This is a genomic window from Polynucleobacter wuianus (assembly GCF_001659725.1).
In the GTDB taxonomy this organism is placed as follows: domain Bacteria; phylum Pseudomonadota; class Gammaproteobacteria; order Burkholderiales; family Burkholderiaceae; genus Polynucleobacter; species Polynucleobacter wuianus.
On record NZ_CP015922.1, the window covers coordinates 363,872 to 381,828 of the forward strand.

17 protein-coding genes are annotated in these 17,957 nt (G+C 47.5%); 14 read left to right on the forward strand and 3 right to left on the reverse strand.

Annotated elements, in window-relative coordinates; translation table 11 throughout:
* Window positions 1–61: 61 nt before the first annotated feature.
* Window positions 62–2,695 carry an Rne/Rng family ribonuclease gene (locus A8O14_RS01975; RefSeq protein WP_068947973.1) on the reverse strand — a complete coding sequence of 878 codons (2,634 nt, stop codon included), beginning with the start codon at window positions 2,693–2,695 and terminating at the stop codon, window positions 62–64.
* A gap of 465 nt (window positions 2,696–3,160) precedes the next feature.
* Between A8O14_RS01975 and A8O14_RS01980 the strand changes: the two genes are divergently transcribed.
* From A8O14_RS01980 to sppA, 3 genes are all read left to right on the forward strand, one after another.
* Window positions 3,161–4,171 carry an RluA family pseudouridine synthase gene (locus A8O14_RS01980; RefSeq protein ID WP_068947974.1) on the forward strand — a complete coding sequence of 337 codons (1,011 nt, stop codon included), beginning with the start codon at window positions 3,161–3,163 and terminating at the stop codon, window positions 4,169–4,171.
* 13 nt (window positions 4,172–4,184) lie between these two features.
* Window positions 4,185–4,859: an HAD-IA family hydrolase gene (locus A8O14_RS01985; protein ID WP_068947975.1), complete on the forward strand. Its 675-nt coding sequence runs from the start codon at window positions 4,185–4,187 to the stop codon at window positions 4,857–4,859.
* Between the two features lie 64 nt (window positions 4,860–4,923).
* Window positions 4,924–5,871: a signal peptide peptidase SppA gene (gene sppA / locus A8O14_RS01990; protein ID WP_068947976.1), complete on the forward strand. Its 948-nt coding sequence runs from the start codon at window positions 4,924–4,926 to the stop codon at window positions 5,869–5,871.
* 42 nt (window positions 5,872–5,913) lie between these two features.
* Here the strand turns inward: sppA and A8O14_RS01995 are convergent, their stop codons facing one another.
* Both A8O14_RS01995 and A8O14_RS02000 read right to left on the reverse strand, forming a co-directional pair.
* Entirely contained in the window at window positions 5,914–6,684 is a 771-nt protein-coding gene (locus A8O14_RS01995) for an SAM-dependent methyltransferase (RefSeq protein ID WP_068947977.1), read from the reverse strand.
* Between the two features lie 34 nt (window positions 6,685–6,718).
* Window positions 6,719–7,327, reverse strand: a complete 609-nt coding sequence (locus A8O14_RS02000) for a Maf family nucleotide pyrophosphatase (RefSeq protein ID WP_068947978.1) — start codon at window positions 7,325–7,327, stop codon at window positions 6,719–6,721.
* Window positions 7,328–7,368: 41 nt separating this feature from the next.
* Here A8O14_RS02000 and A8O14_RS02005 point away from each other — a divergent pair, with 41 nt between their 5' ends.
* From A8O14_RS02005 to lepB, 11 genes are all read left to right on the forward strand, one after another.
* Window positions 7,369–7,944, forward strand: a complete 576-nt coding sequence (locus A8O14_RS02005) for a YceD family protein (RefSeq protein WP_068947979.1) — start codon at window positions 7,369–7,371, stop codon at window positions 7,942–7,944.
* Window positions 7,945–8,049: 105 nt separating this feature from the next.
* Window positions 8,050–8,229, forward strand: coding sequence for a 50S ribosomal protein L32 (gene rpmF, locus A8O14_RS02010; protein ID WP_011902241.1), 180 nt, complete (start codon window positions 8,050–8,052; stop codon window positions 8,227–8,229).
* An 83-nt stretch (window positions 8,230–8,312) separates the two neighbouring features.
* Window positions 8,313–9,326, forward strand: coding sequence for a phosphate acyltransferase PlsX (gene plsX, locus A8O14_RS02015; RefSeq protein ID WP_068947980.1), 1,014 nt, complete (start codon window positions 8,313–8,315; stop codon window positions 9,324–9,326).
* Entirely contained in the window at window positions 9,323–10,309 is a 987-nt protein-coding gene (locus A8O14_RS02020; protein ID WP_068947981.1) for a beta-ketoacyl-ACP synthase III, read from the forward strand. Before plsX ends, A8O14_RS02020 begins: the two co-directional genes overlap by 4 nt.
* A 60-nt stretch (window positions 10,310–10,369) precedes the next feature.
* Window positions 10,370–11,305 carry an ACP S-malonyltransferase gene (gene fabD, locus A8O14_RS02025; RefSeq protein ID WP_068947982.1) on the forward strand — a complete coding sequence of 312 codons (936 nt, stop codon included), beginning with the start codon at window positions 10,370–10,372 and terminating at the stop codon, window positions 11,303–11,305.
* A 49-nt stretch (window positions 11,306–11,354) separates the two neighbouring features.
* On the forward strand, window positions 11,355–12,098 hold the full coding sequence (gene fabG / locus A8O14_RS02030) for a 3-oxoacyl-ACP reductase FabG (RefSeq protein WP_068947983.1): 744 nt from the start codon (window positions 11,355–11,357) through the stop codon (window positions 12,096–12,098).
* A 102-nt stretch (window positions 12,099–12,200) separates the two neighbouring features.
* Window positions 12,201–12,440: an acyl carrier protein gene (gene acpP / locus A8O14_RS02035; RefSeq protein WP_028819177.1), complete on the forward strand. Its 240-nt coding sequence runs from the start codon at window positions 12,201–12,203 to the stop codon at window positions 12,438–12,440.
* Window positions 12,441–12,461: 21 nt separating this feature from the next.
* A complete protein-coding gene (gene fabF / locus A8O14_RS02040; protein WP_068947984.1) occupies window positions 12,462–13,709 on the forward strand; it encodes a beta-ketoacyl-ACP synthase II in 1,248 nt (415 codons plus the stop codon).
* Between the two features lie 50 nt (window positions 13,710–13,759).
* Window positions 13,760–15,205 (forward strand): DegQ family serine endoprotease, encoded by a 1,446-nt coding sequence (locus A8O14_RS02045; RefSeq protein ID WP_068947985.1) that lies wholly within the window; start codon window positions 13,760–13,762, stop codon window positions 15,203–15,205.
* 136 nt (window positions 15,206–15,341) lie between these two features.
* Window positions 15,342–17,147, forward strand: coding sequence for a translation elongation factor 4 (gene lepA / locus A8O14_RS02050; protein ID WP_068947986.1), 1,806 nt, complete (start codon window positions 15,342–15,344; stop codon window positions 17,145–17,147).
* Window positions 17,147–17,953, forward strand: a complete 807-nt coding sequence (lepB, locus tag A8O14_RS02055; protein WP_068947987.1) for a signal peptidase I — start codon at window positions 17,147–17,149, stop codon at window positions 17,951–17,953. Before lepA ends, lepB begins: the two co-directional genes overlap by 1 nt.
* Window positions 17,954–17,957: the final 4 nt, after the last annotated feature.

Sequence of the window (17,957 nt, forward strand, 5' to 3'; positions counted from 1 at the left end):
TGCCAAACCGCCCAATATCCTTTTGGGATAAAAGGCGGTCTGGAGAAAAAGCTGTATAGCCTTAGACTGTTTTTTCTTGGCCGCCGGTTTCAACTAAAACCATTGGACCTTCTGGGCGCGCTGCCGCAGGTTTCGGCGTTCTGCCTAAGTTCATTGGTTCAGGCTGAATTTGGCTCTGTGCTTCTGCATGCTTAGAGGCATCAGTAGCGACCCAAATCATTCCAGCGGATTGCACCACGCTATGCAATGGAGTTTCTTCAAGCGCCTGGAAGGCAACCTTTGGAAGCTCTGGTGCAGGCTTAGTAATGACTTCAACTGTGGCCGCAGCAGCTGCTACAACAATTGGTGCTGACGTTGGAGTTGCTACTGGAGCTGAGTTAGAAGTTTGAACAGGGCGATTCGATTGACGTGGAGGGCGTGGCGCTCTCTCGCTGCGCTCTTGTTTCTCAGCAGCAGGTCGATTACCAAAACTATTCACGATGTTTTGGATGGGCATAGAAGCGGATGCGCCAGCCATACCTACTGGAGGGCCTGCAAAAGGACTTGCTGAAGCTGCTGCAGTAGCTGCATCACCGTTCTCAGTGCGTTCGCCACGATCATTTCTGTTGCGACCACGACCACGACGATTGCGACCACGACCACGACGCTCTTCACCATCTGCGCTTGGTGTGGCTTCGCTACCAGGAGCTGCTTCAGTTGCAGGGGTTACTGCAGCTGGGTTTGCTTGACGCTCAGGCTTCTGACCATTTGGATTGCCTTGATGGCGATTGCCGTTGCGGTTATTACGATTGCCGTTGCGGTTGTTGTTGCCTTCAGTGCTTGCGCCATCGGCAGCATTTGCTGCTGGGCGCTCGGCGCGATCACCATTGCGATCATTACGCTCGCCACGACGATTGCGACCACGATTGCGATCGCCACCGTTGCGGCCTTGATTACGACCACGGTTATTGCTTGACGCTGGTTTCTCTTCAACCGCTGGAGAGGAAGAGAAGAGCTTTTTGATAAAGCCAAAGAAACCACCAGAGCTTTCAGCAGTTGCTTTTTCGGTACGAGTTGGGCGTGGTTGACTGATTGGTGCAGGTTGGGTTGGCGTAATACCTTTCACTGCCGCTTCTGGACGAACCTTCACGTCCGCATCTTTTTTGCTTACGGTTGTGTCAGTTTCCAACTCGCGAGCAGCTTCTTCAGCCATCACATAGCTTGCTTTTTGATCATCCAAACGAGGATCGTCGTGACGCAAGCGCTCTAACTTGTAATGCGGAGTTTCTAGATGCTTGTTTGGAATCATCAAGACGTTCACTTTGAAGCGAGTCTCAATCTTGATCACTTCAGCACGTTTTTCATTCAAGAGGAACGCAGCTACTTCGACTGGTACCTGTGTATGAATCGCTGCTGTGTTTTCTTTCATTGCCTCTTCTTGAATAATGCGCAGAACTTGCAATGCAGAAGACTCGGTATCACGGATATGGCCTGTGCCGTTACAACGCGGGCAAGTAACGTGGCTACCCTCAGACAAAGCTGGGCGCAAACGTTGGCGCGACATTTCCATCAGGCCAAACTTGGAGATCTTGCCCATTTGAACGCGGGCGCGATCATGGCGCAGAGCGTCGCGCAAGCGATTCTCAACATCCTTCTGGGCCTTGCTCGATTCCATATCAATGAAGTCGATCACGATCAAACCACCCAAGTCACGTAAACGTGCTTGGCGAGCGATTTCATCGGCAGCTTCTAAGTTAGTTCGGGTTGCGGTCTCTTCAATATCAGAGCCACGGGTAGCACGTGCAGAGTTCACGTCCACAGAAACCAAAGCTTCAGTGTGGTCGATCACAATGGCGCCGCCAGATGGCAATGGCACTGTGCGTGAGTACGCAGTTTCAATTTGATGCTCAATTTGGAAACGAGAGAACAAAGGCACATCGTCTTGATAGCGCTTTACTCGCGGTAAATTGTCCGGCATCACCACGGACATAAATGCCGCAGCTTGCTCATAGATGTCATCGGTATCGATGAGGATCTCGCCGATATCTGGCTGGAAGTAGTCGCGGATTGCGCGGATCACCAAGCTAGATTCGAGGTAAATCAACAACGGCGCTGAATTGCCTTTAGCGGCTTCATCAATTGCTTTCCACAATTGCAGGAGGTAACTTAAGTCCCACTGCAATTCAGTCGCATCACGACCAATGCCGGCAGTACGAGCAATGATGCTCATGCCATCTGGCACCTCTAATTGAGACATTGCTTCACGCAACTCTTGGCGGTCTTCACCTTCAATACGACGAGAAACGCCGCCTCCACGTGGGTTATTTGGCATCAAGACCAAATAACGGCCTGCTAGGGAGATAAAGGAGGTAAGGGCGGCACCTTTTTGGCCACGCTCTTCTTTTTCTACCTGAACAATGATTTCTTGACCTTCGCGCAGCGCATCCTTGATGGAGGCATTGCGGACGTCGATACCTTCTTTGAAATAAGCTCTGGCAACTTCTTTGAATGGTAAGAAGCCATGACGCTCTTCACCGTAGTTAACAAAACAAGCTTCCAGGGAAGGCTCAATACGGGTAATAACACCTTTGTAGATATTGCCTTTACGTTGTTCACGACCGGCAGCTTCAATATCAATATCAATGAGTTTTTGACCATCAACGATGGCAACTCGCAACTCTTCTTGTTGAGTTGCATTAAACAACATGCGTTTCATAACACTCTCCTATGGGGGAGGATGAAGTAAGCGCGCTGCGTTAGGGGACAAGTTAGATGCCGCAAAGGACTAAGCCTAAGGCGGTATATGAGTGTGGTTCATGCAAATCTAGACACTTTTTGCCTAGTTCACCCAGTTAACTGTTGGTTAATTCGGTGCCACACTTGACGATCGCCGCAGAGACCTCCTTTAGGTCATCAATGCAGGCGCGCGCCTGAAAACTGTCTTCTAATCGCGGGTCGCGGCATACGGCACACCAACCCTGCGCCTCATTACAACGGGGGAGGGGCAACCCCGGGAGTCTTTTAAAGGGCGACTCCAAGCTCCACGATTCAAGCCTGACTTCAGGATGGGATCGGGCCAATAAATTGGCTAGAGCGTTGATTATACGGCACAAGTTGAATGACAATGGGGTATTGTTGAGTCCCTTGTCGTCCCAGACCGAGGCGATAAGAGAGATAAATCATGAAATCCGACCTAGTATCCAAGCCTCCAAAGGCAAAAACGTCCATGCCGCCCGCAGTCCACTTGCAGACCATTGGTCCGGAAGAGGCTGGCCAGCGTTTGGACAATTATTTGCTGCGCTGGGCCAAGGGAGTACCCAAAAGCCACGTTTATCGGATTATTCGCTCAGGCGAGGTTCGGGTGAATAAAAAGCGAGCTGAGCCAACCACCCGCTTAATTGAGGGCGACGTTGTGCGAGTTCCCCCCGTTCGCATTGCTGAGCCTGCTCAAATGGCTGCGGTCAATACTGCCCAGACTAAATCTCGGGCGCATGGTTATTCCGACAAAATGCCGATTTTGTTCGAGGATGAGGCACTCTTAATAGTCGATAAGCCTTCGGGATTGGCTGTGCATGGCGGATCCGGAATTGCGTTGGGTGTTATCGAGACATTGCGCATCACCCGGCCGGAGTTGAAATTTTTAGAATTAGTCCATCGTTTAGATCGCGATACCTCGGGAGTGTTGCTCTTGGCGAAGAAGCGGAGTGCTCTTGTTGAGTTGCATCGCCAGATCCGCGAAGGTCAAACCGATAAACGTTATTACTTACTGGCACATGGTGAAATCGAGCAAGGTACTCAAGTCATGCAACTGAAGTACCCGCTACATAAATATTTATTGGCTAATGGTGAGCGCCGCGTGCGCGTTGATCCTGAGGGTTTACCAAGCCATACTGCTTTGCGCGTGATAAAAACCATGAAGCGTGATGATGTTGCTATTACTCTAGCTGAGGCCCAGCTCAAGACAGGACGCACCCACCAGATCCGTGTTCATCTACAAAAGTTAGGGCATGCCATTTTGGGCGACGATAAATATGGTTTTGAGGACCTAGATAAGGTCATTAAATCTAAGAGACTCTATTTGCACGCTCATTTGGCGGGTTTTACCCATCCACGTACAGGAGAAAAGATGCGGATTGAATCGCCGTTGCCATCAGAGTTTGCTGCCATGATGAAAAGTTTTGAACAGCAATAATCAGCACAAGAAGATGCCACAAGAACAAAAGTCCGATCGTCGTTACGACCTCATTGTGTGGGATTGGGATGGAACCATCATGGACTCCACGCCTACGATAGTGCATTGCATTCAACAAGCTTGTCGTGATTTGGGTTTTAAAGAGCCGGATGACGCATTAGCAAGTTCGGTGATTGGTTTGGGTATTCAGGATTCATTGCGCCGTGCGGTACCTTGGATTGAGCCGGTGAACTTTCCAAAATTGACAGATCGTTTTCGTTTTCACTATTTAGCTAAAGATCATGAGCTCGATTTATTCGTGGGGATACGTGAACTGCTTGAGAATCTGCGAGCAGATAAGTATCTCTTGGGTGTTGCTACTGGTAAATCTCGTGTTGGCCTAGACCGCTCACTTAAGCATCACCAAATTGGACATCTTTTTCATGAGACCAGAACAGCTGATGAATCTTTCTCAAAGCCACATCCTGGCATGCTCTTGGAGCTGTCCGACGTCACTCAGGTTCCCACTCGTCGCATGTTGATGATTGGTGACACCACACATGATTTAGATATGGCATCGAATGCTGGAGTAGATGCGGTAGCGGTTACTTATGGTGCCCACCCATCAGATACCCTGAAAACATCGCAGTCTTTAGCGCATGTAGATGATGTACCGCAGCTAGCACAATGGCTCAAAGAGAATTTATAAACCTTATTTAAAATTTTATTAGTAACTTCATAAGCAACTTAGTAAGCAATACAGAGGAATCAAGATGGAAAGTAATCCAAACCCAAACTGGGAACGCCAAGCGCTTGAGCACTTACTCCTGGAGAATTTAAAAGAGACCCGCAAAGCACGTCGCTGGAAAGCAGTATTACGCGTTCTCACTTTATTAGTGATCGTTAGTGTGGTTTTGTCGGTATTTGATTTTCATCTGCCAGGGCGCGGTATGAGTACTGAAAAACATACTGCTATGGTGACATTAGATGGTGAAATCTCATCAAGCTCGATGGCCAATGCCATGGATATCAACTCATCATTAGTTTCTGCGTTTGAGAATGAGCATAGTGCTGGTGTCGTTTTGCGTATCAATAGTCCTGGAGGATCACCAGTTCAGGCTGGAATGATTAACGATGAAATTCATCGTTTGCGCAAGCTGTATCCAAGCAAACCTTTTTATGTGGTGGTAGAGGATATTTGCGCCTCTGGTGGTTACTACGTTGCAGTGGCAGCAGATCAAATCTTGGTAGATAAGGCCAGCTTAGTAGGCTCTATCGGTGTCATTATGGAAGGCTTTGGCTTTACTGGTTTGATGGATAAATTAGGTGTGACACGTCGCATGATTACTGCTGGCTCAAATAAAGGGATGCTCGATCCCTTTAGCAAGGAAGAGCCTAAGCAAGTTGAGATGGTCAAGAAGATGATTGATGAGATTCATCAACAATTTATTCAGGTAGTAAAAGAGGGTCGTGGAGACCGCTTAAAAGACACCCCAGATTTATTCTCTGGCCGTATTTGGAATGGCGAACAGGCTGTGAAGCTTGGTTTGGTGGATGGTTATGGCACAGTTGATTCAGTAGCGCGCGATATCTTCAAGGCGCCAGATGTCCTTGACTACACCATGAAAGAAAACTTTGCAGAGCGTGTTGCTAAACGCTTTGGTGCAGAAGCTGGCGCTGCCGCTGGTAAGGCTTTGGTGAAGGCGCCAGATCTAAAGTAAAAAAATTGCAAGCATGGCGCACTCAATTAAGAGTGAGCCCACTTAGGCCAATAATAGAAATATTGTTGGCCTATTTTGTAATGAGGCACATGCTGCTTCGTTAGGGTAGCGCTTGCGCCAATCCTCGATCGACAGCGTAGTGACCGTTTCAGATTTGAGGCTGAGATCCATGCCAAGGCATAGTAATGTCTGTGGTGCTAATGAGTGGATACATGCCATCAACATGGCGGTGTTGCGATAAGGAGTCTCAATCCAAATTTGGGTTTGTTGTAACTTTCGAGATTCTGCTTCTAATTGTTTGAGTTTGGCGCTCCGCTCATGCGTGTCATGCGGCAGGTAGCCCTGAAATGCAAAACGCTGACCGTTTAAGCCGCTAGCCATGAGGCCTAGCAAAATAGAACTAGGGCCAACCAAAGGCTTTACTTGAGCGCCGAGTTTGTGTGCTGCTAGAACGAGTTCAGCGCCGGGATCAGCAACACCTGGTACGCCTGCTTCAGACATCAGCCCCATGTCATTACCAGCGAGCAATGGTTTTAATAAGTCGGCAGGCTTTACTGAATCCCCATACTTTGCATTACGCGCAGCACCACGCCACTCACTCATTTGCATTTCTTGAATGGTGCAGGCCAGTTGTGACATGCTATCAACGGCTTTTAAGAATGCACGTGCTGTTTTGGCATCTTCCACAACCCAATGTTTTAGTTTGGCTGTGCAAGCAATGGTTTCGCTTGGTAAGACCCAGGGCAATTGCTCGGCGCGAGCATCATCGCCCAAAGTATTTGGAACTAAGTAAAGGGTGCCGAGCTTTGCCATGAAGGTATTGATTGTTTTCTTCGTTAGTTATTTTTTATTTCTTCGCTGGAATCACGAAACCAGCATCACGCAATAATCCCGTCAACGCAATGAGGGGCAAGCCGATGAGGGCGCTAGGGTCGTCGCTCTTGATTGCTTCTAGAAGGGCGATACCTAGGCCTTCAGACTTAGCGCTACCTGCGCAGTCATAAGGTTCTTCAGCAAGTAAATAGTTCTCCAAAACATCATCTGAGAGTTTGCGAAAAGTCACCTCAGTCGGAACACTCAAAGTAGTTTGCGTTTCACCCTTCATCAAACAAAGCGCTGTATGAAAGGTCACAGTTTGACCGCGCATGAGTTGGAGTTGAGCCATTGCTCTTTCAAAATTACCGGGCTTGCCAATCGCGGCACCACAAAGATCTGCAACTTGATCAGAGCCAATCACCCATGCATCAGGATGTTGTTTGGAAACTGCCGTCGCTTTTGCATGTGCAAGACGCAGTGCTAAGTCGAGTGTGCTTTCGCCAGTGAGAGGTGTTTCATCTACTTTGGGGGAAACTACTTCAAACGGAATACGTAGGCGCTCTAAAAGTTCACGGCGATACACTGATGTGGATGCCAAGATTAATGTTGGGTTTTGGGGCGAATTTTTTGAGTTGCTCATTGCTACCGACTTTCGAGAGTGCCTTGATTTAGACTGATGCCATGAATCGTAATCAAGTTTTACCTCAAGTCCAGTTATCCGTAGATCCCGGTGTTTTGAAGCGAGTGGATTTCTGTGCCCCGCAATCTTATAAGGGTGCCGGTTTTTTAAGCATCTCTGACCTTCCAAGGTTGGCAGAGGAAGCATCCTCCGTTATTTCAGGGGATGGCTTTCATTGGGAGGTGGAGACCCATTTTGAGGATTCTCCAGGTAGTGACCCTCGTCAAATACTGGAATTGGGCCTAAAAGGGCGCATACATCTTATTTGTCAGCGCTGTTTGCAGGATTGCGCTGTGGATTTAGATGAAAAGCGTCGATTTGTCCTGGTGAATTCAGAGGCTGAGGCCGATGACTACCCCTTGGAGGATGAGCAGCAGGAGCCTTTGGTGGCAAGTCAGCAATTTAACCTTCTGGAAACCATTGAGGATGAGGTTTTGCTCTCTATCCCCTTGATTCCAAAGCATCCAGAGGGATTTTGTGAGCCCCATGCCTCAGTTTTTGGGGATGAGGGGGGCGATGAGGCGTCAGACGAGCGAGAAAACCCCTTTAACATACTGAAAAATATGAAGAAAAACTGAAAATGGCGCCATCTGAAGACCTGTTGTTTTCAGTGTGTCCCATAGATAAATCAAGCGTTTAGACGCTTTTCCATGCTAGAATGTTGCCTTGCTTAGGAGTTCAATATGGCCGTTCAACAAAACAAAAAATCACCTTCCAAACGTGGCATGCACCGTGCGCACGACTTTTTGACCGCACCTGCTACGGCTGTTGAAGCCACAACTGGTGAGGCTCATTTGCGCCACCACATTTCACCAAACGGCTACTATCGTGGTCGTAAAGTTGTTAAAACTAAAAACGACTAATTTTTTAGTCTAAACAGATAGAAGCGGCTCAAGTTAAGGCCGCTTTTTTCTTGGATAAATCACTTGCAACACTCAATGTGTCTATGAGCGTTACTCTTGCTATTGATGCCATGGGCGGAGATCATGGGGTCGTCGTGACGGTTCCCGCTGCCTGCGATTTTCTAGAAAAACATGTTGATGTCAAGATTGCCTTAGTGGGTGATCCGGAATTGATCAAGCAAGTCTTGAGCAAATCTCCCAAAGCGCCAATGGAGCGCATTCATATTATTTCTGCAAGTGAAGTTGTTTTGATGGATGACCCCATTGAAGTTGCTTTGCGTCGCAAAAAAGATTCATCGATGCGCGTTGCGATCGAGCAAGTGAAAGAAGGCGCTGCTGATGCGGTGATTTCTTCTGGCAACACTGGTGCATTGATGGCAATCTCACGCTATATCTTAAAAACCCTTGAGGGCGTTGATCGTCCTGCCATTGCTACGGCTATTCCTAATGAATTAGGGCGCGGCACAACGATGTTGGATCTTGGCGCTAATGCTGACTGTGAGCCGATACACTTGGTTCAGTTTGCTCAGATGGCTAACGTGATGGTTCAGGTCGTTGATGGCAAACAAAACCCTTCTATCGGTCTTCTCAATATTGGCGAAGAAGTGATTAAGGGTAATGAAGTCGTGAAGCAAACTAGTGAGTTGCTGAGACAGACTAATTTAAACTTTTACGGCAACGTAGAAGGTAACGATATTTTTAAAGGCACTACTGATATCGTCGTATGCGATGGATTTGTGGGCAACGTAGTGCTGAAAGCTAGCGAAGGCTTGGCAAAAATGATGAGCGGTATGATCCGTGAAGAATTTAATCGCTCTTGGCTAACAAAGTTGATGGCGATTTGCGCTATGGTGCCGCTACTTCGTGTTCGTAAGCGCGTTGATCATCGTCGCTATAACGGTGCTGTATTGTTAGGTCTGCGGGGTTGTGTAATTAAGAGTCATGGTTCTGCGGATCGCTTTGCGTTTGGCTTTGCTTTGGATCGCGCCTATGAGGCAGCCAAAAATCGCATGGTCGAACGTATTGCCGCAGCCTTTGTGGCGGAGACAAAAGTATGAGTATTTTTGCAAGAGTCGCTGGTACCGGAAGCTATCTTCCTGCACAGCGTCTAACCAATCAAGATTTAGTGGAACTTTTGGCGAAGTCTGGTTTAGAAACCAGCGATGAGTGGATTACTACTCGTAGCGGTATTTCGGCACGTCATTTTGCCGCCGAGAATGAACTTACTAGCGATCTCGCAGTCAAAGCAGCCCAAGCAGCACTAGCTAGTGCGGGCATTACTTCAGAAGATTTAGACCTCATCATTTTGGCAACCTCTACTCCAGATCATTTGGGTGGATTTCCAAGTACTGCTTGTGTAGTGCAAGACAAATTGGTTGCGCATACCGATTGCGCTGCATTTGATGTGCAAGCTGTTTGTGCTGGTTTTATGTATGCAATGGCAACTGCAGATGCTTTTATCCGCTCGGGCTCTTATAAAAAGGTCCTAGTGATTGGCGCCGAAACCTTTTCTCGTATTTTGGATTTTCAAGACCGCGGGACTTGCGTTTTGTTTGGTGATGGTGCGGGCGCAGTAGTGCTTGAGGCTTCAAGTGAGCCGGGTATTCTATCTACAGCGCTACATGCTGATGGTAGCCAGCGCGATATTTTATGTGTGCCTGGACGCGCTGGTAATGGCTCTGTTCACGGTTCTCCATTTATGACCATGGATGGTCAAGCGGTATTTAAATTGGCAGTCAAAGTATTGGAGCAAGTGGCGCATGAGGTTTTAGAAAAAGGAAATCTCAAGCCAGAGCAAATTGATTGGTTGGTGCCTCACCAAGCAAACATCCGCATCATGGAAGGCACAGCCAAAAAGATGGGCATGTCCATGGATAAAGTGATTGTGACTGTGCATGAGCATGGCAATACATCTGCAGCATCAATTCCTTTGGCCTTGGATGCTGGTGTACGTTCTGGTCAAATTAAGCGCGGTCAACATCTCTTGTTAGAGGGTGTGGGTGGCGGTTTCGCTTGGGGCGCAGTTGCTCTGAAGTATTGATCCCGTTAATGCGCGTTAATCCGTATTCATTCTATTTTGATCATTCAGTAAATTAATCCCATGACATTTGCATTCGTATTCCCCGGACAAGGTTCTCAATCGGTTGGCATGCTCAATTCCATTTCTGAGCGTCCTGAAGTGCGCGCAACATTGCAAGAAGCTTCCGAAGCTTTAGGTGAAGACGTTGCAAAGCTGATTGCAGAAGGTCCTGCGGAAGCGCTGTCATTAACTACGAATACTCAACCGGTGATGTTGACCGCGGCGGTGGCTTTCTACCGCGCCTGGTTGGCCGCTGGTGGTCAGGCCCCTAAGGTAATGGCAGGCCATAGTCTTGGCGAGTACTCTGCTTTGGTTGCTGCTGGCGTGATCTCATTTAAGGACGCAGTGCCTTTGGTGCGTTTTCGTGCCGAAGCAATGCAAACCGCTGTACCAGTAGGTACCGGTGGTATGGCCGCTATTCTAGGTTTAGATGATGCAACTGTGATCAAAGTTTGTGCCGAAGCAAGTACTGCGTCTGGTGGCGTAGTTGAGGCAGTCAATTTCAATGCACCTGGCCAAGTAGTAATCGCTGGCGCAAGTGATGCGGTAACAAAAGCATGCGAATTATTAAAAGCAGCTGGTGCTAAACGTGCGTTGCCATTGCCGGTATCCGCACCATTCCATTCTTCTTTATTGCAACCAGCCTCAGAAAAGCTCAAAGGCTATTTAGCTGATATCGAATTTAAATCACCAACGATTGCCGTCATTAACAACGTTGATGTTGAAATTTTGAATGATCCAGCTGCCATTAAAGATGCACTAGTTCGTCAAGCTGCTAAACCAGTGCGTTGGCAAGAAACGATTCAAGTAATGGCTGCGCAAGGCATTACTCAAGTAGTAGAGTGCGGCCCTGGCAAGGTATTGGCTGGGCTTACTAAGCGCATTAATGATCAAGTGATGGGCGTGCCAGTATTTGATGAGGCTAGTCTGAATGAAGTCTTGGCAAGCTTGAAATAAACGGTAAAAGATTAAAAACAGCAATTAAAAGAAAAAGCGGAAGACAAATATGAATCTCGACTTAAACGGACAAATTGCCTTAGTAACTGGTGCCTCGCGTGGCATTGGCCAAGCAATTGCGGATGAGTTGGTCAAGTGTGGTGCGAAGGTGATTGGTACTGCTACTTCAGAGAGTGGTGCAAAAGCAATCGATGAGCGCTTAAAGGCTTCTGGTGGTGCTGGCTTGGTATTGAATGTCACTGCATCAAATGCGTGTGAAGAAATCATTGATCGCATTGTGAAAGATTTTGGCGGTATCAATATTTTGGTGAACAACGCTGGTATTACTCGCGATAACTTAGCAATGCGCATGAAGTCTGAAGAATGGACTGATGTGATTGATACCAACTTAAGTTCAGTCTTCCGTTTATCCCAAGCTGTTTTGCGCCCTATGATGAAAGCACGGGGTGGTCGCATTATCAATATCACCTCTATCGTGGGACATATGGGTAACGCTGGTCAGGCAAATTATGCTGCTGCAAAAGCAGGCGTTTCTGGCATGACTCGTGCCTTGGCTCGTGAAATTGGCAGTCGTAACATTACCGTCAATTGTGTAGCGCCTGGATTTATTGATACTGATATGACGCGCGCTTTGAGCGAAGAGCAGCAAAATGCCCTAAAAGTGAACATTCCACTGGCTCGTTTGGGTAGTCCAGAAGATGTTGCTCAGGCAGTGGCATTTTTAGCCTCTCCGGCAGCCGCTTATATCACGGGAAATACCCTCCACGTCAACGGCGGACTCTATTTAGCCTAACGGCAAAGCATGAATTTGGTCATTTTTGGGCGAATTTGCTAATCTAGCCCACCAAACTGATAAAATCCTTTTCATCGTTTTTTACAACCCCTGGGGAAATTAATGGACAACATCGAACAACGCGTTAAGAAAATCGTCGCTGAGCAATTAGGCGTCGCTGAAGGAGATATCAAAAATGAATCTTCTTTCGTGAACGACTTGGGCGCTGACTCTCTTGACACTGTTGAGCTAGTTATGGCTTTGGAAGATGAATTCGGCATCGAAATTCCTGATGAGGAAGCTGAAAAGATCACCACAGTTCAGCTCGCGATCGACTTCGCTAAATCAAAAGCTCAGGGTTAATTCCCGAGCCTAGGTATTACTGTGTCAGCATCAAATGGCCGACGCCGGGTAGTAGTCACCGGCCTTGGTCTCATTTCACCTGTTGGTAATTCAGTTGACGTAGCTTGGACTAATTTGCTGGAAGGCAAATCAGGTATTGCTACGATCACTAAATTTGACCACGCCCCACTTAGCGTTCACTTTGCAGGTGAGGTGAAAGATTTCAATGTCGAAGAATATGTTTCTGCCAAAGAGGCGCGCCACATGGATACCTTTATCCATTACGGCATCGCTGCTGGTACGCAAGCCATTCGCGACAGCGGTCTAGAGATCACAGAGCAAAATGCCGAGCGCGTAGGCGTGATGGTGGGTTCTGGCATCGGCGGCCTGCCCATGATTGAAGAGACTGGCGCTGAGCTTCTGGCTCGCGGTCCTCGTCGCATCTCACCATTCTTTGTTCCAGGCTCCATTATTAATATGATTTCTGGGCACCTCAGTATTTTGTTTGGCCTCAAGGGTCCAAACGTTGCTGCGGTAACAGCGTGCACAACTGGTTTGCACAGTATAGGTTTGGCTGCACGTTTAATTCAGTACGGTGATGCAGATGTAATGGTTGCTGGTGGTTCTGAGTCCACCATTTCTGCATTAGGTGTTGGCGGTTTTGCTTCTGCAAGAGCGCTCTCTACTCGTAATGATGATCCTGCCACTGCTTCACGACCTTGGGATAAAGACCGCGATGGTTTTGTTCTCGGCGAAGGTGCTGGTGTTGTTGTGCTTGAAGAGTATGAACACGCTAAAGCACGCGGCGCAAAAATTTATTGCGAACTACTTGGATTTGGTATGAGCGGTGACGCTTATCACATGACTGCGCCAAATATGGACGGCCCACGTCGCTGCATGGTGAACGCGATGCGCGACGCTGGTTTAAATCCAGATCAAATACAGTATTTGAACGCTCACGGTACCTCTACGCCTTTGGGTGATAAGAATGAAACCGAGGCAATCAAAGCGGCATTGGGCGACCATGCTAAGAAGGCTTTAATTAACTCTACTAAGTCGATGACTGGTCACCTTTTGGGTGGTGCGGGTGGTTTGGAGTCTGTTTTCACAATTTTGGCCCTTCATAACCAGAAATCTCCACCAACCATCAATATCTTCAACCAAGATCCTGAGTGTGATTTGGACTACTGCGCCAATACTGCCAGGGATGTGAAGATTGAGCATGCAGTCAAAAACAACTTTGGCTTTGGTGGTACTAACGGCACCTTGATTTTTGGTAAGCTGACCTAATATTCTCTTTATCTTCAATTTTTGGTTTTTACCAAGTAGGTCATAGCATTATGAAAAAGCACTTTATTGCGCTCTTGGCTATTTTGAGTCTGGGGCAGATGTCGTTTATTGCGCCTGCAATCGCTCAAAATCCTCGAGTCACTATTCCGGATTTTGCCGACTTGGTTGAGCGTGCAAGTCCTGCAGTTGTTAATATTCGTACGACTGAAAAAATTATGGTTCAACAGAATCAAGGTGGCATTCCAGGAATGCCTGAAGATCAAGCCGAGTTCTTCCGTCGTTTCTTTGGCGTTCCGATTCCAGGTATTCCGAATGGACCTAAACAAGCGCAGCCAAATCTAGGTAAGCCACAAGAAGCAGACCGTGGTGTTGGGTCTGGTTTCATTATTGAATCTAATGGTTTGATTCTGACAAACGCACACGTGGTTGAGGGCGCCACGACGATCTATGTGACGCTGACAGATAAACGTGAGTTCAAAGCAAAGCTATTGGGTATGGATAAGCGTACCGATGTAGCAGTCGTCAAAATTGAAGCGCGTGATTTACCGAAACTCCCTTTAGGTGACTCATCAAAGGTACGAGTTGGTGAGTGGGTCTTGGCAATTGGTTCACCGTTTGGACTCGAGAATACTGTGACTGCAGGCATTGTTTCTGCAAAGAGCCGTGATACAGGCGACTACCTGCCCTTTATCCAGACTGACGTTGCGGTCAACCCAGGTAACTCTGGTGGCCCATTGCTCAATACTGCAGGTCAAGTGATTGGTATCAACTCTCAGATCTTTAGTCGCTCTGGTGGCTATATGGGAATCTCTTTTGCCATTCCGATTGATGAAGCCATGCGGGTAGCCGATCAGTTGCGCACCAACGGAAAAATGACGCGCGGTCGCATTGGCGTTGCTTTGGGTGAAATGACAAAAGAGGTTGCAGAGAGTTTAGGTTTAGGTAAACCACGCGGCGCATATGTGCGTAACGTTGAGCCAGGTGGTCCTGCCGCTGCCGGCGGGATTGAAGCAGGCGATGTCATCTTGAGTTTTAATGGTCGTGAGATTGCAAAATCCACTGACTTACCAAGAGTAGTTGGTGATACCAAGCCAGGCACTTCTGTGCCCGTGCAAGTTTGGCGTAAAGGTGCAACACGCGAACTCAATGTCACCGTGACAGATACTGAATCTGCGCAAGTTGCCAAGAAGTCGGATGCACCTGCTGCAAATGGCAATAGTGCAAATACCTTGGGTGTGACAGTGACTGATTTGTCAGACGCTAAAAAGAAGGATCTGAATATCAAGGGTGGGGTAGAGGTGACCGGTTTGGGCGATGGCCCCCTAGCTAGAGCGGGGGTTCGTCCTGGTGATGTGATTATTCGGGTGGCTGATGCCGACATTTCAGGGGTAAAGCAGTTTGAGACCCTGGTTAAAGGCCTCGATGCTAATAAGGCTGTTCCGGTCTTTATACGCCGTGCTGACAGTACTTTAGTCATCCCTGTCAGGCCAAAATAAGCCCTTTTTAGACCAAAAAATGGGGTTCGGCGCCTTTTGGGCGCCACCCATTACAATCCCTTTAAGACGACTTTTTGCAGCGCATCATTGTGGTGCGTTCTGACAAGGCGTTTTTCGAATCACTAAATAAGACGCTATGGATTTAATCCGCAATTTTTCTATCATCGCCCATATTGATCACGGCAAATCTACGCTTGCGGATCGCATTATTCAACTGTGTGGCGGTCTCTCCGATCGCGAAATGGAAGCCCAGGTTCTCGATTCAATGGATATTGAGCGTGAGCGGGGTATCACCATTAAGGCTCAAACTGCAGCCCTCAATTACAAAGCTAAAGATGGCAAGATTTACAACCTCAATCTGATTGATACCCCAGGGCACGTCGACTTTTCTTATGAGGTAAGCCGTTCTTTATCTGCTTGTGAGGGTGCTTTATTGGTGGTTGATGCTAGTCAAGGCGTTGAGGCGCAAACCGTTGCCAACTGTTACATGGCTCTTGAGTTGGGTGTTGAGGTTGTTCCAGTTCTCAATAAGATTGACTTACCGCAAGCTGATCCTGATCGCGCTAAAAAAGAAATCGAAGACGTGATTGGTATTGATGCATCAGAAGCGGTTACTTGCTCGGCCAAAACAGGCATGGGGGTTGCAGACGTCATTGAAGAAATGATTGCAAAGGTCCCGCCACCAAAAGGCAATGCGGCGGATCCATTGCAGGCATTGATCATTGATTCTTGGTTTGACAACTATGTTGGTGTTGTCATGTTGATCCGTGTTGTGAACGGCACCTTAAAACCAAAAGAAAAAATTACCTTAATGGCTAATGGCTCCAGCCATTTAGTCGAGCATGTTGGCGTGTTTAGTCCAAAGTCTGTAGATCGCCCAGAGTTATCTGCAGGTCAAGTAGGTTTTGTGATTGCTGGCATTAAAGAATTGAAAGCAGCTAAAGTTGGCGACACGGTGACGCATTCTCCTGGGCAGCAAGGTAGAGTTCCTGCAGGCCAACCACTGCCTGGATTTAAAGAAGTCAAACCTCAAGTGTTTGCCGGTTTGTATCCAGTTGAAGCAAGCGAATACGATCAATTGCGTGAGTCACTTGAAAAGCTCAAGCTGAATGATGCCTCTCTCTTGTATGAGCCAGAAGTTTCTCAGGCTTTAGGTTTTGGATTCCGTTGCGGCTTCTTGGGTTTACTCCATATGGAGATCGTGCAAGAGCGCTTAGAGCGCCAGTATGGCATGAACTTGATTACAACCGCGCCAACCGTGGTGTATCAAGTGCAGCAATCGGATGGCACGATCTTGATGGTGGATAACCCATCAAAGATGCCTGAGACGAGTAAGGTTGACACCATCATGGAGCCGATAGTGACGGTTAATCTCTACATGCCACAAGAGTATGTGGGGTCGGTCATTACCTTGTGCGTCGGTAAGCGTGGTATTCAGACGGGTATGAACTATTTGGGTCGCCAAGTGCAGCTCACTTACGAGTTACCTATGGCTGAAATTGTCTTGGACTTTTTCGATCGCCTTAAGTCGATCTCTCGCGGTTATGCCTCGATGGATTATGAATTCAAAGAATATCGTCCAGCAGATGTGGTCAAGGTCGATATTCTGATTAATGGTGATCGTGTTGATGCGCTGTCGGTGATTGTGCATAGAAGCAATAGTCAGCACCGTGGCCGCGAAGTGGTTTCCAAAATGCGTGGCATTATTCCGCGTCAAATGTTTGATGTCGCGATTCAGGCTGCAATTGGTAGCAACATTGTTGCTCGTGAAAACGTCAAGGCTTTGCTTAAAAACGTTTTGGCCAAGTGTTACGGTGGTGACATCTCTCGTAAGCGTAAGTTATTAGAGAAGCAAAAAGAAGGTAAGAAACGCATGAAGCAAGTGGGCAACGTAGAGATTCCACAAGAAGCCTTCTTGGCTATTTTGCAGGTAGAAGATTAATGAACTTCGCTCTGATTCTCTTCATCTTAGTAATTGTGTCTGGCATCGCTTGGATTGCGGACAAGATGTACTTCGCACCTCAAAGAAAAGTTGCTGGTATAGATCGCATGCCATTGTGGTTGGAATACACAGCCGGTTTCTTTCCAGTCATTTGCGCTGTATTTGTATTGCGCTCTTTCATCGTTGAGCCCTTCAAGATCCCTTCGGGATCCATGATTCCAACATTGCAGATTGGTGACTTCATTTTGGTGAATAAATTTACTTATGGCATTCGTTTGCCGGTAATCAATCAGAAGGTCGTTGATCTGGGATCCCCTAAGCGTGGTGATGTGATTGTGTTCCGCTATCCACGCGATGAGTCTGTTGATTACATTAAACGCGTCGTTGCTTTGCCGGGTGATGTAATCACTTATGAAGATAAGCGTTTAACGATTAATGGCCAACCTTTGCAATATAGCGGTGGTGAGTCTTATCTCGACCCCGAAAATATGCGTTACGCCAAGCGTTTCACAGAAACGTTCCCAGCCGATTTGGGCGGGAATCGCCATGAGATTTTGAATGATCCTGATCGTCCAGCAACTGTGTTTCCAACTGAGCGCTTTCCAGGCGCAGAGTTTTGTCAGTACCAACCATCCGGTTTAACTTGTAAAGTACCTGCAGGTCATTACTTTGCAATGGGTGATAACCGAGATAACAGTGCAGACTCTCGTTACTGGGGTTTTGTTCCTGATAAGAATATCGTTGGTAGAGCATTCTTTGTATGGCTTAACCTAGGTAATCTAGGTCGTATCGGTGGTTTTGAGTAAGCAA

What these genes read in the sequence shown, in the direction of transcription:
- fabD (WP_068947982.1), top strand. Translation starts at nt 10,370, where the DNA reads ATGACATTTGCATTCGTATTCCCCGGACAAGGTTCTCAATCGGTTGGC.
- lepB (WP_068947987.1), top strand. Translation starts at nt 17,147, where the DNA reads ATGAACTTCGCTCTGATTCTCTTCATCTTAGTAATTGTGTCTGGCATC.
- lepA (WP_068947986.1), top strand. Translation starts at nt 15,342, where the DNA reads ATGGATTTAATCCGCAATTTTTCTATCATCGCCCATATTGATCACGGC.
- A8O14_RS02020 (WP_068947981.1), top strand. Translation starts at nt 9,323, where the DNA reads ATGAGTATTTTTGCAAGAGTCGCTGGTACCGGAAGCTATCTTCCTGCA.
- fabG (WP_068947983.1), top strand. Translation starts at nt 11,355, where the DNA reads ATGAATCTCGACTTAAACGGACAAATTGCCTTAGTAACTGGTGCCTCG.
- rpmF (WP_011902241.1), top strand. Translation starts at nt 8,050, where the DNA reads ATGGCCGTTCAACAAAACAAAAAATCACCTTCCAAACGTGGCATGCAC.
- acpP (WP_028819177.1), top strand. Translation starts at nt 12,201, where the DNA reads ATGGACAACATCGAACAACGCGTTAAGAAAATCGTCGCTGAGCAATTA.
- A8O14_RS01985 (WP_068947975.1), top strand. Translation starts at nt 4,185, where the DNA reads ATGCCACAAGAACAAAAGTCCGATCGTCGTTACGACCTCATTGTGTGG.
- A8O14_RS02045 (WP_068947985.1), top strand. Translation starts at nt 13,760, where the DNA reads ATGAAAAAGCACTTTATTGCGCTCTTGGCTATTTTGAGTCTGGGGCAG.
- sppA (WP_068947976.1), top strand. Translation starts at nt 4,924, where the DNA reads ATGGAAAGTAATCCAAACCCAAACTGGGAACGCCAAGCGCTTGAGCAC.
- A8O14_RS01975 (WP_068947973.1), bottom strand. Translation starts at nt 2,695, where the DNA reads ATGAAACGCATGTTGTTTAATGCAACTCAACAAGAAGAGTTGCGAGTT.
- A8O14_RS02000 (WP_068947978.1), bottom strand. Translation starts at nt 7,327, where the DNA reads ATGAGCAACTCAAAAAATTCGCCCCAAAACCCAACATTAATCTTGGCA.
- A8O14_RS01980 (WP_068947974.1), top strand. Translation starts at nt 3,161, where the DNA reads ATGAAATCCGACCTAGTATCCAAGCCTCCAAAGGCAAAAACGTCCATG.
- plsX (WP_068947980.1), top strand. Translation starts at nt 8,313, where the DNA reads ATGAGCGTTACTCTTGCTATTGATGCCATGGGCGGAGATCATGGGGTC.
- A8O14_RS02005 (WP_068947979.1), top strand. Translation starts at nt 7,369, where the DNA reads ATGAATCGTAATCAAGTTTTACCTCAAGTCCAGTTATCCGTAGATCCC.
- A8O14_RS01995 (WP_068947977.1), bottom strand. Translation starts at nt 6,684, where the DNA reads ATGGCAAAGCTCGGCACCCTTTACTTAGTTCCAAATACTTTGGGCGAT.